Raw genomic sequence first — 15,209 nt, 5'->3', positions numbered from 1 at the left:
GCCCCGCAGCCGCCCGGGACCGGGGCCGCACCGGGTCCCGGCCGCGGGACAGCCCTCAGGTCTTCCGCCGGCCGATCCTGCTCCCCAGCCACACCAGCGGGTCGTACTTCCGGTCCACGGCCCGCTCCTTCAGGGGGATCAGCGCGTTGTCGGTGATCCTGATGCCCTCCGGGCACACCTCCGTGCAGCACTTGGTGATGTTGCAGTAGCCCAGCCCGTGTTCGTCCTGCGCGGTCCGCCGGCGGTCCAGGCCCGCCTCCCGCGCCGCGTCCAGCGGGTGCATGTCCAGCTCCGCGACCCGCATCAGGAAGCGGGGGCCGGCGAACGCCGTCTTGTTCTCCTCGTGATCGCGGACCACGTGGCACGTGTCCTGGCACAGGAAGCACTCGATGCACTTGCGGAACTCCTGCGAGCGTTCCACGTCCCTCTGCTGCATCCGGTACTCGCCCGGCGCCACGCCCTCGGGCGGGACGAAGGCCGGGACCTCCCGCGCCTTCGCGTAGTTGAAGGACACGTCCGTCACCAGGTCCCGGACGACGGGGAAGGCCCGCAGCGGAGTCACGGTGAGGGTCTCCGACGGATCGAAGACGGACATCCGGGTCATGCACATCAGCCGCGGCCTGCCGTTGATCTCGGCCGAGCACGAACCGCACTTGCCCGCCTTGCAGTTCCAGCGCACGGCGAGATCCGGCGCCTGCGTGGCCTGCAGCCGGTGGATGATGTCGAGCACGACCTCGCCCTCGTTCACCTCCACCGTGTAGTCGGTCAGCTCCCCGCCGCCGACGTCGCCCCGCCACACCCGGAACCTGGCGTCATAACTGCTCATGCGTCGAGCTCCTCCTCGGCGAGGTACTTGACCAGCTCCTCCTTCTCGAAGAGGGCGAGCAGGTCCGGACGGACGGGCTCCGTGCGGGTCCGTTCCAGCGCGACCGCCGCCGCGCCGGAACCGTCGTCGTCCACCGCGCGGCACAGCAGGTTCACCGGGCGCCATTCGCGCTCCATCGACGGGCAGTCCTCCCGGGTGTGCCCGCCGCGGCTCTCCGTGCGCTCCAGCGCCGCCCGGGCCACGCACTCGCTGACCAGCAGCATGTTCCGCAGGTCCAGGGCCAGGTGCCAGCCCGGGTTGAACTGCCGGTGCCCCTCGACCCCGGCCCGCCGGGCCCGGGACCGCAGTGCGGCGATGCGTTCCAGGGCCTCGGCCATCTCGCCCTGCCGCCGGATGATGCCGACCAGGTCGTTCATCGTCTGCTGGAGTTCCTGATGGAGGGCGTACGGGTTCTCGGCGGGCCCCTGCCCGCCGTCGTCGGCCGCCGCCCCGAACGGTGCCAGCGCCGCGGCGGCCGCCGCCTCGACCTCGGCCTCCGAGACGGCCGCGCGTCCGGTCTCCGCCGCGTGCGCGGCGGCGTGCAGCCCCGCCCGCCGGCCGAAGACCAGCAGGTCCGACAGCGAGTTGCCGCCCAGCCGGTTGGAGCCGTGCATCCCGCCGGCCACCTCACCGGCCGCGAAGAGCCCCGGCACGCCGACCGCGGCCGCCGAGTCGGAGTCGACCGCGACACCGCCCATCACGTAGTGGCAGGTCGGCCCGACCTCCATCGCCTCCGCGGTGATGTCCACGTCCGCCAGTTCCTTGAACTGGTGGTACATCGACGGGAGCCGGCGCCTGATCACCTCCGCCGGCATCCGGGTGGACACGTCGAGGTACACGCCGCCGTGCGGGGAGCCGCGCCCCGCCTTCACCTCGGAGTTGATGGCCCGGGCCACTTCGTCGCGCGGCAGCAGTTCCGGCGGGCGCCGGTTGCCGTCCGGGTCCTCGTACCAGCGGTCGCCCTCCTCCTCCGACTGCGCGTACTTCTCCTTGAAGACGTCGGGGACGTAGTCGAACATGAAGCGCCGGCCCTCGGAGTTGCGCAGCACGCCCCCGTCGCCGCGCACCGACTCGGTGACGAGGATGCCCTTCACCGACGGCGGCCAGACCATCCCGGTCGGATGGAACTGGACGAACTCCATGTTCACCAGCGGCGCGCCCGCCAGCAGCGCCAGGGCGTGCCCGTCGCCGGTGTACTCCCACGAGTTCGAGGTGACCTTGAAGGACTTGCCGATCCCACCCGTGGCCAGGACCACCGACGGCGCCTCCAGGACGAAGAAGCGTCCGGTCTCGCGCTCGTAGCAGAAGGTCCCGGCGACCCGGCCCGAGTCGTCCTTGAGGACCCGGGTGACGGTGCACTCCTGGAGGATCCGCAGCCGGGACTCGTAGTCCCCGGTCTCCTCGAAGTCCCGCTGCTGCAGGGCGACCACCTTCTGCTGGAGCGTGCGGATCAGCTCCAGCCCCGTCCGGTCGCCGACGTGGGCGAGCCGGGGGTACTCGTGGCCGCCGAAGTTGCGCTGGGAGATCCGGCCGTCCGGGGTGCGGTCGAAGAGCGCCCCCCAGGTCTCCAGCTCCCACACCCGCTCGGGGGCCTCGCGGGCGTGGAGCTCGGCCATCCGCCACTGGTTGAGGAACTTGCCGCCCCGCATGGTGTCGCGGAAGTGGACCTGCCAGTTGTCGTGGGGGTTGGCGTTGGCCATGGAGGCGGCGATCCCGCCCTCCGCCATGACCGTGTGCGCCTTGCCGAAGAGGGACTTGCAGACGACGGCGGTACGGGCGCCCCGCTCGCGCGCCTCGATCGCGGCGCGCAGTCCGGCGCCGCCGGCGCCGACCACGACCACGTCCCACTCCTGCCGTGCGACCTGTGCCATGTCAGAAGATCCTCGGGTCGTCGAAGGTGCCGGTGGCGAGCAGGTAGACGTAGAGGTCGCAGAGGGCGACGCTGATCAGCGAGGCCCAGGCGAGCTGCATGTGCCGGGCGTTCAGCCGTCCCGTCCAGGTCCACAGGCGGTAGCGCACCGGGTGCCGGGAGAAGTGCCGCAGCCGCCCGCCGACGATGTGCCGGCAGGAGTGGCAGGACAGCGTGTAGGCCCAGATCAGCACGGTGTTGGCGAGGAACACGAGCGTCCCCAGGCCCGCGTGGCCCCAGGCGTACGAGGCGTCGCGGAAGGTCAGCACCGTGTCGTACGTGAGGATCGCGGCGACCGGCAGGGCCGCGTAGAAGAAGTACCGGTGGGCGTTCTGCAGGATCAGCGGGAAGCGGGTCTCGCCGGTGTACGCGCGGTGCGGCTCGGCCACCGCGCAGGCCGGCGGGGAGGCCCAGAAGCTGCGGTAGTACGCCTTCCGGTAGTAGTAGCAGGTGAGACGGAAGCCGAGCGGGAAGACCAGGATGATCAGGGCGGGGGACAGGGTCCACCAGCTGCCGAGGATCTCCCAGTTCGGCCCGCCCTTCATCGGCACGCAGTTCTCCGCCAGACAGGGCGAGTAGAACGGCGAGACGTAGGGGGCGGCGTAGTAGTCGGCGGCGGCGAAGGCCCGCCAGGTCGAGTAGACGACGAAGGCGACCAGCCCCGCGGCGGTGACGGCCGGCGCCAGCCACCAGCGGTCCGTGCGCAGATGGCGGGCGCCCACCGCCGCGCGGGTGGGGGAGTGCACGCCGGTGGCGGGCTGCCGGCCCGCGTCCAGAGCGGGCGGTTCGGTTCCGGTGGCCACGGTGTCCCCTCTCTACGGTGCGTGCCGGTCGCGCGCTCCGAGGCCCTCGTCGTCGACGTCCGTCCACAGCTCGCTGCGGTAGGGGGTGTCGGGGATGGAGACGAGCTCCTCGGCGCGTCCGGGGCGGGCGGCGGCGCGCCGCCCCGCCGTGCTTCCGGGGGGTCCGTCCCGCTCCGTGTCGATGCGCCGTTCCAGTTGTCCGACCGTGCGGACCAGGTCGTCGAGGCAGCGCTTCACGGCCGCCAGATCGTCGTGCAGGGACATGGATGGCCCTCACTTCCGCGATAGCGGGTGGCACATACGCGCCTGAGAGTGTCGCGCGTCACCTCACGCGTTGGGAAGGCGTGTGCACGGATCGGCTGGGCGGGCGGTTGGGCCGCACGAGTGGGGTTTGCCGGTCATGCCGCCGTGTCGGCGCGGGGGCGTCCGGTCCGTCCCTTTCAGTGGATGAGTCATAGGTGTGATCATCTCCAAATGGAATAAAACTGGACGAAGGGGTACAAGTCATGTCCCAGGTCGCCGCCCCTCGCGGGAGGACATGCTCCAGGAGCCCCCGCTCCCGCACGCTCCGCTCCGTCGCCACCCTCACCAGTGCGGTGCTCGCCGTGTCCGTCCTGGCCGGCTGCAGCTCCGACGACGAGGGCGAGCAGGCCGCGGCCGCCGCGCAGGACAACGCTCCCGCCGCCCGCGACAAGGTCGCCGACGGCGGCACCATGCGCTGGGCGGTCGACGCGCTGCCGACGACGCTCAACGCCTTCCAGGCCGACGCCGACGGCGCCACCAGCCGGATCGCGGGCGCGGTGCTGCCCTCCCTCTACACGCTGGACGCGCGGGGCCGCCCGCAGCGCAACGCGGACTACCTGGAGTCCGCGAAGGTCGTGGAGACCGAGCCCAAGCAGGTCGTCCTCTACAAGCTCAACCAGCAGGCGGTGTGGAGCGACGGGCGCGAGATCGGCGCCCCGGACTTCGTCGCGCAGTGGCGCGCCCTGAGCGGCCGGGACACCGCCTACTGGACGGCCCGCAACTCCGGCTACGAGCGGATCGAGCGGATCGAGCGCGGCAAGGACGACCTGGAGGTGCGGGTCACCTTCGGCAAGCCGTACGCCGACTGGCAGTCCCTCTTCACCCCGCTGTACCCGAAGGAGGTGATGGGCTCCCCGAGCAGCTTCAACGACGGGGCGCGCACCGCGCTGAAGGCGACCGCGGGGCCCTTCGAACTCAAGGGGATCGACCGCAAGAGCGGCGAGGTCACGCTGGTCCGCAGCGCCCGCTGGTGGGGGCAGCCCGCCAAGCTCGACACCCTCCGGCTGAAGGCCGTGCCCCGGACCGAGCGGGTGGCGGCCCTGTCCGCCGGCACCCTCGACCTGGCCGAGATCGACCGGGCCGCCGCCGACCGCATCGCCCAGGCGGTCCGCGACGCCCGCTCCGGCGCGAACGGCGGGCAGGCGCTCACCCACGGTCCGGGCGCCGGGACCACCCCCGCCGCGGCGCTCAGGTCCTGGGCGCTGGCCCACGGCACCGACGAGGCGCAGGCGCAGGTCGTCCGGGCCGCACGCGAGAAGAACCAGCAGGCGATCGCGCAGTACGCGAGCGAGCAGAGCGCGCTGGGCAAGTTCGTGGTGCGCAAGTCCCTGGAGCCGGCGTACACCCAGCTCTCGCTGAACGGCGAGTCCGGGCCGCTCGCCGACGAGCGGGTGCGGCGGGCGGTGGCCCGCGCCCTGAACCGGCAGGAGCTGGCCGAGGCCGTCCTCAAGCCGCTCGGCCTGCCCGCCAGGCCGCCGGGCAGCCACCTGGCCCTCGCCGGGCAGGCGGCGTACGCGGACAGCAGTGACGCGCTCGGCGACCAGGACACCAAGGAGGCCCGGGCGCTGCTCTCGGACGCCGGCTGGGTGCCGGGCGGCGCGAACAAGAAGCCCGCCGGGACGAAGGCCGGCAGCGAGTCGGTGGAGAAGACCCCCGAGAAGAAGCCCGCCGGGGAGAAGGCCGGCGAGAAGAAGGCCGGCGAGGCCGGCGCGGGGAAGCCCGAGGCCGCGAAGCCCGGGTCCTCGCAGTGGCAGGCCGACGTGGCCTCGAACGAGGGCCTCTACATCGTGGGCGACGACAAGCCCGGCAGCTCCGCCACCGTGCCCGCGGACGGCAAGGCCGGCGAGTCCGCGCGCGGCGTGGGCGGCCCGGAGAACGGCACCAGCGTCCTCGCCCCGGCGCCCGCCGCGGCGCTCCAGAGCGTCGCCGTGCTCCGCCAGGCCGAGTCCCTCGACACGGGCACGGCCCCCGGCGCGGAGGCCAAGGGCCAGACCGCGGGCCGCCCGGACAACGGGGTCGCCGGCGCCTACGCCCCGCTCGGCACCGCCGCCCCGGCCGTGCCCGCGGCGGCCTCCCAGTCGCTCGGCAAGGACGGCAAGGCGCTCGACCTCCGCTTCGTCCTGCCGTCGGGTCCGGGTTCGGAGTCCCTGCGGGCGGTCGGCGACAGGATCGTCCGGATGCTCGACGCGGTGGGCATCCGCACCACGGTCACCAAGGTCGCCGACGAGAGCTTCTTCAAGGACCACGTCGCCTCCGGCGACTACGACCTGGCCCTCTACTCCTGGCCGGCCTCGGCCTTCCCCGCGACCGACGCCCGGCCGATCTTCGCCAAGCCCGAGCCCGCCTCGGACGGCTCCCTGCTGGTCGAACAGAACTACGCGCGGGTCGGCACCGACCGGATCGATCAGTTGTTCGATCAGGCGGTCGCGACACTGGACGAGGAGGAGGCCCGCGAGCTGGTCCGCCAGGCCGACGCCCGGATCTGGGCCGCCGCAGGATCGATTCCCCTCTATCAGCGCCCCCAGTTGGTCGCCGCCCGGCCCGAGCTCCTGAACGCCGGCGCCTGGGGCTTCGCGGCCCCGCGCTACCAGGACATCGGCTGGAAGAAGCCCGCGTCCGCCAACGGCGCGGAACGCAACACCAGCAAATGACCGAAAGCCCCGAAAGGGCTGGTCACAACCTCAGATCACGCTCAAGTTCCTTGCCCGCCGGTGATCCCGGCGGGCAGGATCACGTCCGGCCCCCTTGACCCGGCCCATGTTCGGCACCCCAGTGCAATCCCGCACCACCCGTACCACCTGCGTACCCCGTGCCACCCCCGCAGAGGCGACCCCGAAACCTCTGAGTAAACCCTCTCGAATCCGGGCGGGGAAGCCCCTTGCGCGGCAGCCCCGTACCATGGGAGACAGCCGTGGCGCGTCCGCCCGGCGGGCGTAAGAGGAACTGACGCCGCATCCCACGATCCGAGAGAAGCGCAAGCACCCATGCCCACGCGCCACGACATCCGTAACGTCGCCATCGTCGCCCACGTCGACCATGGCAAGACGACCATCGTCGACGCCATGCTCAAGCAGGCCGGTGCCTTCGCCGCCCACCAGCACCTCGACGACCGCATGATGGACTCGAACGACCTGGAGCGTGAGAAGGGCATCACGATCCTCGCCAAGAACACGGCGGTGAAGTACCACCCCAAGGACGGCGGGGCCCCGATCACGATCAACATCATCGACACCCCCGGCCACGCCGACTTCGGTGGCGAGGTCGAGCGCGGTCTGTCGATGGTGGACGCGGTCGTCCTGCTGGTCGACGCCTCCGAGGGTCCGCTGCCGCAGACCCGGTTCGTGCTGCGCAAGGCGCTTCAGGCCCGGATGCCCGTCATCCTCTGCATCAACAAGACGGACCGCCCGGACTCCCGGATCGACGAGGTCGTCAACGAGACCTACGACCTCTTCCTCGACCTGGACGCCGACGAGGACCAGATCGAGTTCCCGATCGTCTACGCCTGCGGCCGTGACGGCATCGCCTCGCTGACCAAGCCGGAGGACGGCACCGTCCCGGCCGACAGCGAGAACCTGGAGCCGTTCTTCTCCACCATCCTGGAGCACGTCCCGGCCCCGACGTACGAGGAGGAGGCGCCGCTCCAGGCCCACGTCACCAACCTCGACGCCGACAACTTCCTCGGCCGTATCGCGCTCCTCCGCGTCGAGCAGGGCGAGCTCCGCAAGGGCCAGACGGTCGCGTGGATCAAGCGGGACGGCACGATCTCCAACGTCCGCATCACCGAGCTGATGATGACCGAGGCGCTCACCCGCAAGCCGGCCGAGGTCGCCGGCCCCGGTGACATCTGCGCCGTCGCCGGTATCCCCGACATCATGATCGGCGAGACGCTGGCCGACCCGGAGAACCCGATCGCGCTGCCGCTGATCACGGTCGACCAGCCCGCGATCTCCATGACCATCGGCACCAACACCTCGCCGCTCGTCGGCCGCGGTGGCACGGGCAAGGGCGCGGACGCCAAGGCCGCGGTCAAGCAGCGCAAGGTCACCGCCCGCCAGGTCAAGGACCGTCTGGACCGCGAGCTCATCGGCAACGTCTCGCTCCGCGTCCTCGACACCGAGCGCCCCGACGCCTGGGAGGTCCAGGGCCGCGGTGAGCTCGCGCTCGCCATCCTGGTCGAGCAGATGCGCCGCGAGGGCTTCGAGCTGACCATCGGCAAGCCGCAGGTCGTCACCAAGGAGGTCGACGGCAAGGTCCACGAGCCGGTCGAGCGCCTCACGGTCGACGTGCCCGAGGAGCACATGGGCGCGGTCACGCAGCTCATGGGTGTCCGCAAGGGCCGCATGGACAACATGTCCAACCACGGCTCCGGCTGGGTCCGCATGGAGTTCGTCGTTCCGTCCCGTGGCCTGATCGGCTTCCGTACGGAGTTCCTGACCAACACCCGCGGCACGGGCATCGCCCACTCGATCCACGAGGGCCACGAGCCCTGGTTCGGCACCCTGCAGACCCGCAACAACGGCTCCCTGGTCGCCGACCGCGCCGGCGCGGTCACCGCGTTCGCGATGACCAACCTCCAGGAGCGCGGCGTCCTGTTCACCGACCCCGGCACCGAGGTGTACGAGGGCATGATCGTCGGCGAGAACTCCCGCTCCGACGACATGGACGTGAACATCACCAAGGAGAAGAAGCTCACCAACATGCGCTCCTCCTCGGCCGACTCCTTCGAGGCGATCGTGCCGCCGCGGAAGCTCTCCCTGGAGCAGTCCCTGGAGTTCTGCCGCGACGACGAGTGCGTCGAGGTCACCCCGGAGGCCGTGCGCATCCGCAAGGTCGTCCTGGACCAGAACGCGCGAGGCCGCACCGCCTCGCGCGCCAAGAACGGCTGAGCCACGCCGTTTCCCGGCCGGCCTGTGACCTTCACCGCGCCCGGCTGACACAGCATCAGAAGAAGGCCCGGACCCCCGCAGACACTGTGGGGGTCCGGGCCTTTCGTCAACTCCATTAGGTGGGCACCCTGTCCGGATATCGGTCGTCGCTCTCCGGAACGTGTGTTAACGGTCCGTTTCGGGGGTGTCTGTCTGTGATCGCTTTGTCCGGATTTCGGTCTTCAGGGCCCTGGTGATGTTGTCAAAACGAGACCACTTAAGTGTGGTTTACAGCCCGGACGTACTTAATAGTTGGCTCCATTGAGCTCGGGTCAATGGGTCACGCACTGTGGGGAGTGCCGACTCACGAGCACACTCGGGGCACTTGAGTCCAACGCCGTCAGGGGTGTCGGCAGAACTCGAAGTGCCCCTCTTGTAGTGACAAGTGGACTCATGAGGAGGAACCCATGCGCGGTGCCAAGAGCGCCAAGTGGGTAGTGGGCGCGATCGTCGTCGCCCTGGCAGCGACCGCCTGTGGCGGGGGTAAGAGCGACGGCGGCAGCGACGCCAAGGGCGCTGTTGACCCGAACGGGATCTTCTCGATCGAGCTCGGTGAGCCTGAGAAGCCCCTGTACACCGGTGACACGATGGAGTCCAACGGCTCCGCGGTCATGGCCGGTCTGTTCTCGACCCTGGTCGACTACAAGGCCGACGGCTCGCTTGAGATGATCAACGCCGAGTCGGTCACCACCACTGACTCGAAGACGTGGACCGTCAAGCTCAAGAAGGGCTGGAAGTTCCACGACGGCACCCCGGTGACCTCGAAGTCCTACGTGGACGCGTGGAACTGGAACGCCAACATCAACAACGCCCAGGGTCTGTCTTCCTGGTTCGCGGACATCAAGGGCTTCGACGCCGTGCACCCGGAGGCGGAGGGCGCCAAGCCCACCGCCGACAAGCTCGAGGGTCTGAAGATCGTCGACGACAGCACCTTCACCATCGAGCTGAAGAACGTCGTCCCGTACTTCGGTCACAAGCTCGCGTACATCGTCTTCGCGCCGCTCCCGGACTCCTTCTACAAGGACACCAAGGGCGCCGGTCAGAAGCCGGTCGGCAACGGTCCCTACAAGTTCGAGTCGTGGGACCACAAGAAGCAGATCAAGATCGTCCGTTACGACGACTACCAGGGCCCGAACAAGGCGAAGAACGGCGGTGTGGTCTTCAAGAACTACACCACCCTCGAGGCCGCGTACGAGGACCTGAAGTCCGGCAACGTCGACGTCCTGCGTCAGATCGGCCCGAAGGACCTCCCGGTCTACCGCGCCGACCTCGGCGACCGTGCCGTGGACCAGCCGTACTCCGCGATCCAGACGCTGGCCATCGCCTTCTACGCCGACAAGTGGTCGAAGCCGAAGAAGGTCGACCCGAAGGTCATCCAGGGTCTGTCGATGGCGATCGACCGTGCCACCATCACCAAGACGGTGCTGCAGGGTACGCGTGAGCCGGCGACCGGCTGGGTCGCCAAGGGCGTCCTGGGCTTCCAGGAGAACGCCGCGGGCGACGTCACCAAGTTCGACCCCGCGAAGGCCAAGGAGCTCATCCAGGCCGGCGGCGGTGTCCCGAACAACGAGATCTCCATCCAGTTCAACGCGGATGGCGGTCACAAGGAGTGGGTCGACGCGGTCTGCAACAGCATCACGCAGGCGACCGGCGTCAAGTGCGTCGGCGACAGCAAGCCGGACTTCCAGGCCGACCTGACCGCTCGTAAGAGCAAGCAGGTCAAGGCCATCTACCGGTCCGGCTGGGTGCTCGACTACCCCGTCAACGCCAACTTCATCAGCGACCTGTTCCGCACCACGGCTGCGGGCAACCAGGGTGGCTTCGGCAACAAGGAGCTGGACGCGAAGATCGCGGCCGCCGACTCCGCGCCGACGCTCGACGAGTCGGTCAAGCAGTTCCAGGTCATCGAGAAGGACCTGGTCAACTACATGCCGTCCATCCCGCTCTGGTACTACAAGGTCAACGCGGGCTACTCGGAGAAGGTCTCCGGCGTTCAGTACGGCCAGGACGGCGACCCGATCCTGACCGGCGTCGAGGTCAAGAAGTAACCACCCAAGCGTAGTCCGCACGCCGACGCGGGGCTGACGGATCGTCAGCCCCGCCCGGTGCCTTACGCAGTGGCCGGGGGGCCCTTCCATGACATTCGCGCACCCACTGGGGCGCGGTTGCCGAGGGAGGGCCCGTCCGGCTGCGGCTGTCACATCTCAACGGAGGCATGATGGGGCGCTATGTCGCACGACGACTGCTCCAGATGATCCCGGTCTTCATCGGGACAACCCTGCTGATCTTCCTCATGGTCTACAGCCTGCCCGGCGACCCCGTGGCGGGTCTCTTCGGCGACAAGGGCGTGGACCCGGCGACGCTCGCGAAGATCAAGCACGAGCTCGGACTCGACCAGCCGCTGCTCAAGCAGTACTGGGACTACATGACCAACATCATCCTGCACTTCGACTTCGGCAACCAGATCCGCAACGGTCGCCCGGTCACCGAAGTGCTGGGTGACGCGTTCCCCATCACCCTGCAGCTCGCTGCACTGGCCTTCGCCTTCGAGCTCACCTTCGGCATCGGCCTGGGCGTCATCGCCGGCCTGAAGGCCGGCCGTCTGGCCGACAACGTGATCCTGATCTTCACGCTGCTGATCATCTCGATCCCCGTGTTCGTGCTCGGCTTCCTCATCAAGATGGTCTTCGCCTTCCAGCTCGACTGGATCAAGCCGAACGTCGGCGTGGAACCGCAGTGGGGCGAGCTGATCGCACCGGCCATCGTGCTCGGCGGTCTCTCCCTGGCGTACGTCGCCCGGCTCACCCGTACGTCCATGGCGGAGAACCTGCGCGCCGACTACATGCGCACGGCCATCGCCAAGGGTCTGCCGAAGCGCCGCGTCATCGGTGTCCACCTGATGCGCAACTCGATGATCCCGGTCATCACCTTCCTCGGCACCGACATCGGTGCCCTGATGGGCGGCGCGGTCGTCACCGAGGGCATCTTCAACATCAAGGGCATCGGCGGCGTCATCTACGAGTCGATCTCGCGCCGCGAGGGCACCACGATCGTCGGCCTCGTCACCATCCTGGTGCTCGTCTACCTCGTCACCAGCCTGCTCATCGACCTGCTGTACGCGGTCCTGGACCCGAGGATCCGTTATGCCTGACGTGACCAAGACCGCAGAGACCGCTGCTGCCGTGGACGCCGTCACCACCCCCCCGGTGACGGCCCCGGCCCCGGCGGACAAGCAGGAGAAGGCGCGCAGCCTCTGGGGTGACGCGTGGCGCGACCTGCGTCGCAACCCGTACTTCATCGTCTCGTCGGTGATGATCTTCTTCCTGCTGGTCCTCACCGCCTTCCCGGGCTGGTTCACCAGCGCCTCGCCGACCGCCGGTGACCTCGTGCACCACTACGTCGGCAAGCCGGAGCTGAGCAAGATCGGCTCCGAGGGCTGGCTCGGCTACGACATCCAGGGCCGCTCCGTGTACGCCCGCCTGATCTACGGCACCCGTGCCTCGGTCATCGTCGGTATCGCCGTCACCCTGATCGTCACGATCGTCGGCGGCATCATGGGCATGGTCGCCGGCTACTTCGGCGGCATCACGGACGCGATCCTGTCGCGGCTCACCGACATCTTCTTCGGCATCCCGTTCCTGCTCGGCGCGATGGTCGTCCTGCAGTCCTTCACCGACCGCACGATCTGGGTCGTCGTCTTCGCCCTGGCGTTCCTCGGCTGGACGCAGATCACCCGCGTCATGCGCGGTGCCGTGATCACGGTCAAGCAGGCGGACTACGTCCACGCGGCCAAGGCGCTGGGCGCCGGCACGACCCGCATCCTGTTCCGGCACATCCTGCCGAACGCCATGGCCCCGGTGATCGTCGTCGCGACCATCGCGCTCGGTGGCTACATCTCGGCCGAGGCGACCCTGTCGTACCTGGGTCTCGGTCTCTCCTCGGGCATCGTGTCCTGGGGTGGCGACGTCTCCGCCGGTGTTCAGTCGATCCGTACGTCGCAGCACATCCTGCTGTACCCGTCGATCATGCTGAGCATCACCGTTCTGGCGTTCATCATGCTCGGCGAAGCCGTCCGCAACGCCCTCGACCCCAAGCTGCGCTGAGGAGGGCGTAATGACGACCATCGACAACACCGGCAAGACCGCGGCCGTCCCCGCGCCGCGCGACGGCGACGACTTCACGGGTCCCCTGCTCGAAGTACGTGACCTGCACGTCGAGTTCCACACCCGCGACGGTGTGGCCAAGGCGGTCAACGGCGTCAACTACTCGGTGAACGCGGGCGAGACCCTCGCCGTGCTCGGCGAGTCCGGCTCCGGCAAGTCCGTCACCGCGCAGGCCATCATGGGCATCCTCGACATGCCGCCCGGCAAGATCCCGCAGGGCGAGATCCTGTTCCGCGGCGAGGACATGCTCAAGATGTCCTACGAGGAGCGCCGGAAGATCCGCGGCCGGAAGATCGCGATGATCTTCCAGGACGCGCTGTCCTCCCTGAACCCGGTCCTCACCGTCGGCTACCAGCTCGGCGAGATGTTCCGCGTGCACCACGGCCTCTCCAAGAAGGAGGCCACGGCCAAGGCCGTCGAGCTGATGGACAAGGTCAAGATCCCCGCCGCCAAGGCGCGGGTCTCCGACTACCCCCACCAGTTCTCCGGCGGTATGCGCCAGCGCATCATGATCGCCATGGCGCTGGCCCTGGAGCCGGACCTGATCATCGCGGACGAGCCCACCACGGCGCTCGACGTGACGGTGCAGGCCCAGGTCATGGACCTCCTCGCGGAGCTCCAGCAGGAATACAACATGGGCCTGATCCTGATCACCCACGACCTCGGCGTCGTCGCCGACGTCGCGGACAAGATCGCGGTCATGTACGCGGGCCGCATCGTCGAGACCGCTCCGGTCCACGAGCTGTACAAGCGCCCCGCCCACCCGTACACCCGGGGTCTGCTCGACTCGATCCCGCGCCTGGACCAGAAGGGCCAGGAGCTGTACGCGATCAAGGGTCTGCCGCCCAACCTGCTCCGCGTCCCCACGGGCTGCGCCTTCAACCCGCGCTGCCCCAAGGCCGACGACATCTGCCGTACGGAGATCCCGGCGCTGGCGCCGGTCACCGAGCAGGACGGCACCGAGCTGCCGGGCCGCGGCAGCGCCTGCCACTTCTGGAAGGAGACGATCCATGGCTGAGCTCAGCAAGAAGGACGACGCCGCGGACGCGACTCCGAACGTCACCGACGTGCACACGGTCGACGCCGCGAGCGAGGCGGAGGCCGTGGCCGCCATCGAGGCCCCCGTCCAGCGTGGCGAGCCGATCCTGCAGGTGCGGAACCTGGTCAAGCACTTCCCGCTGACCCAGGGCATCCTCTTCAAGAAGCAGGTCGGCGCGGTCAAGGCCGTGGACGGGGTCTCCTTCGACCTCTACCAGGGCGAGACCCTCGGCATCGTCGGCGAGTCCGGCTGTGGCAAGTCCACGGTCGCCAAGCTCCTGATGAACCTGGAGCGGGCCACCGCCGGCGAGGTCTTCTACAAGGGCCAGGACATCACCCGGCTGTCCGGTCGCGCGCTGAAGGCCGTCCGCCGGAACATCCAGATGGTGTTCCAGGACCCGTACACCTCGCTGAACCCGCGTATGACCGTGGGTGACATCATCGGCGAGCCCTTCGACATCCACCCCGAGGTGGCCCCGAAGGGCGACCGGCGCCGCAAGGTGCAGGAGCTGCTCGATGTGGTCGGTCTGAACCCCGAGTACATCAACCGCTACCCGCACCAGTTCTCCGGCGGCCAGCGCCAGCGCATCGGCATCGCCCGCGGCCTCGCGCTCAACCCGGAGATCATCATCTGCGACGAGCCGGTCTCGGCCCTGGACGTGTCCGTCCAGGCGCAGGTCATCAACCTGATGGAGAAGCTGCAGGACGAGTTCAACCTCTCCTACGTCTTCATCGCGCACGACCTGTCGATCGTCCGCCACATCTCCGACCGGGTCGGCGTGATGTACCTCGGCAAGATGGCCGAGATCGGTACCGACACGCAGATCTACGACCACCCGACGCACCCCTACACCCAGGCGCTGCTGTCGGCGGTCCCGGTTCCGGACCCGGAGGCCCGCGCCAACCGCGAGCGGATCATCCTCACCGGTGACGTCCCCTCGCCGGCCAACCCGCCGTCGGGCTGCCGCTTCCGCACCCGGTGCTGGAAGGCGCAGGACAAGTGCGCCACGGAGCAGCCGCTGCTGGCGATCCCCGAGGTGTTCGTCGGCCAGGACACCCCGGCCGCGCACGAGTCGGCGTGCCACTTCGCCGAGGAGAAGGACGTCGTCCACGCGGTGTGATCCTCCCGGCTCCTGTGACGAGGGCGCTCGAACCGTTTCGGTTCGGGCGCCCTCGGCGCGTTTGTCCGTATGGGTGTCAATA

At 69.2% G+C, this 15,209-nt stretch carries 11 protein-coding genes; 7 read left to right on the top strand and 4 right to left on the bottom strand.

The features are described 5' to 3' along the window. Window positions 1-55: 55 nt before the first annotated feature. From ACGFZF_RS27400 to ACGFZF_RS27385, 4 genes are read right to left on the bottom strand one after another with little or no spacing between them, the layout of a single operon-like run. Window positions 56-826, bottom strand: coding sequence for a succinate dehydrogenase/fumarate reductase iron-sulfur subunit (locus ACGFZF_RS27400; RefSeq protein WP_393558319.1), 771 nt, complete (start codon window positions 824-826; stop codon window positions 56-58). Then, the gene (locus ACGFZF_RS27395; protein WP_393558317.1) at window positions 823-2,736 is read right to left on the bottom strand and encodes a fumarate reductase/succinate dehydrogenase flavoprotein subunit; all 1,914 of its coding nucleotides are present in this window, start codon (window positions 2,734-2,736) and stop codon (window positions 823-825) included. Before ACGFZF_RS27395 ends, ACGFZF_RS27400 begins: the two co-directional genes overlap by 4 nt. A gap of 1 nt (window position 2,737) precedes the next feature. Continuing rightward, window positions 2,738-3,577, bottom strand: a complete 840-nt coding sequence (locus ACGFZF_RS27390; RefSeq protein WP_356606850.1) for a hypothetical protein — start codon at window positions 3,575-3,577, stop codon at window positions 2,738-2,740. Between the two features lie 12 nt (window positions 3,578-3,589). Continuing rightward, a complete protein-coding gene (locus ACGFZF_RS27385) occupies window positions 3,590-3,841 on the bottom strand; it encodes a hypothetical protein (RefSeq protein ID WP_393558315.1) in 252 nt (83 codons plus the stop codon). 242 nt (window positions 3,842-4,083) lie between these two features. On the opposite strand from ACGFZF_RS27385, the gene ACGFZF_RS27380 reads away from it, so the two are divergent. The 7 genes from ACGFZF_RS27380 to ACGFZF_RS27350 all read left to right on the top strand — a co-directional run bounded on the left by ACGFZF_RS27380 (window position 4,084) and on the right by ACGFZF_RS27350 (window position 15,127). Next, window positions 4,084-6,531 (top strand): ABC transporter family substrate-binding protein, encoded by a 2,448-nt coding sequence (locus ACGFZF_RS27380; protein ID WP_393558313.1) that lies wholly within the window; start codon window positions 4,084-4,086, stop codon window positions 6,529-6,531. Window positions 6,532-6,864: 333 nt separating this feature from the next. Next, entirely contained in the window at window positions 6,865-8,766 is a 1,902-nt protein-coding gene (gene typA, locus ACGFZF_RS27375; protein ID WP_147981050.1) for a translational GTPase TypA, read from the top strand. Window positions 8,767-9,212: 446 nt separating this feature from the next. After that, window positions 9,213-10,853, top strand: a complete 1,641-nt coding sequence (locus tag ACGFZF_RS27370; RefSeq protein WP_356779025.1) for an ABC transporter substrate-binding protein — start codon at window positions 9,213-9,215, stop codon at window positions 10,851-10,853. A 170-nt stretch (window positions 10,854-11,023) separates the two neighbouring features. Further along, a complete protein-coding gene (locus ACGFZF_RS27365; RefSeq protein ID WP_356606888.1) occupies window positions 11,024-11,956 on the top strand; it encodes an ABC transporter permease in 933 nt (310 codons plus the stop codon). Continuing rightward, on the top strand, window positions 11,949-12,908 hold the full coding sequence (locus tag ACGFZF_RS27360) for an ABC transporter permease (RefSeq protein ID WP_356606859.1): 960 nt from the start codon (window positions 11,949-11,951) through the stop codon (window positions 12,906-12,908). The genes ACGFZF_RS27365 and ACGFZF_RS27360 overlap by 8 nt, the downstream gene beginning before the upstream one ends. Before the next feature lie 10 nt (window positions 12,909-12,918). After that, window positions 12,919-13,986 carry an ABC transporter ATP-binding protein gene (locus ACGFZF_RS27355; RefSeq protein ID WP_356606861.1) on the top strand — a complete coding sequence of 356 codons (1,068 nt, stop codon included), beginning with the start codon at window positions 12,919-12,921 and terminating at the stop codon, window positions 13,984-13,986. After that, on the top strand, window positions 13,979-15,127 hold the full coding sequence (locus ACGFZF_RS27350; protein ID WP_393558309.1) for an ABC transporter ATP-binding protein: 1,149 nt from the start codon (window positions 13,979-13,981) through the stop codon (window positions 15,125-15,127). Before ACGFZF_RS27355 ends, ACGFZF_RS27350 begins: the two co-directional genes overlap by 8 nt. Window positions 15,128-15,209: the final 82 nt, after the last annotated feature.

It is taken from the genome of Streptomyces sp. NPDC048338 (assembly GCF_043201055.1).
GTDB lineage: Bacteria > Actinomycetota > Actinomycetes > Streptomycetales > Streptomycetaceae > Streptomyces.
This window is presented reverse-complemented; position numbering and strand designations above follow the sequence as displayed.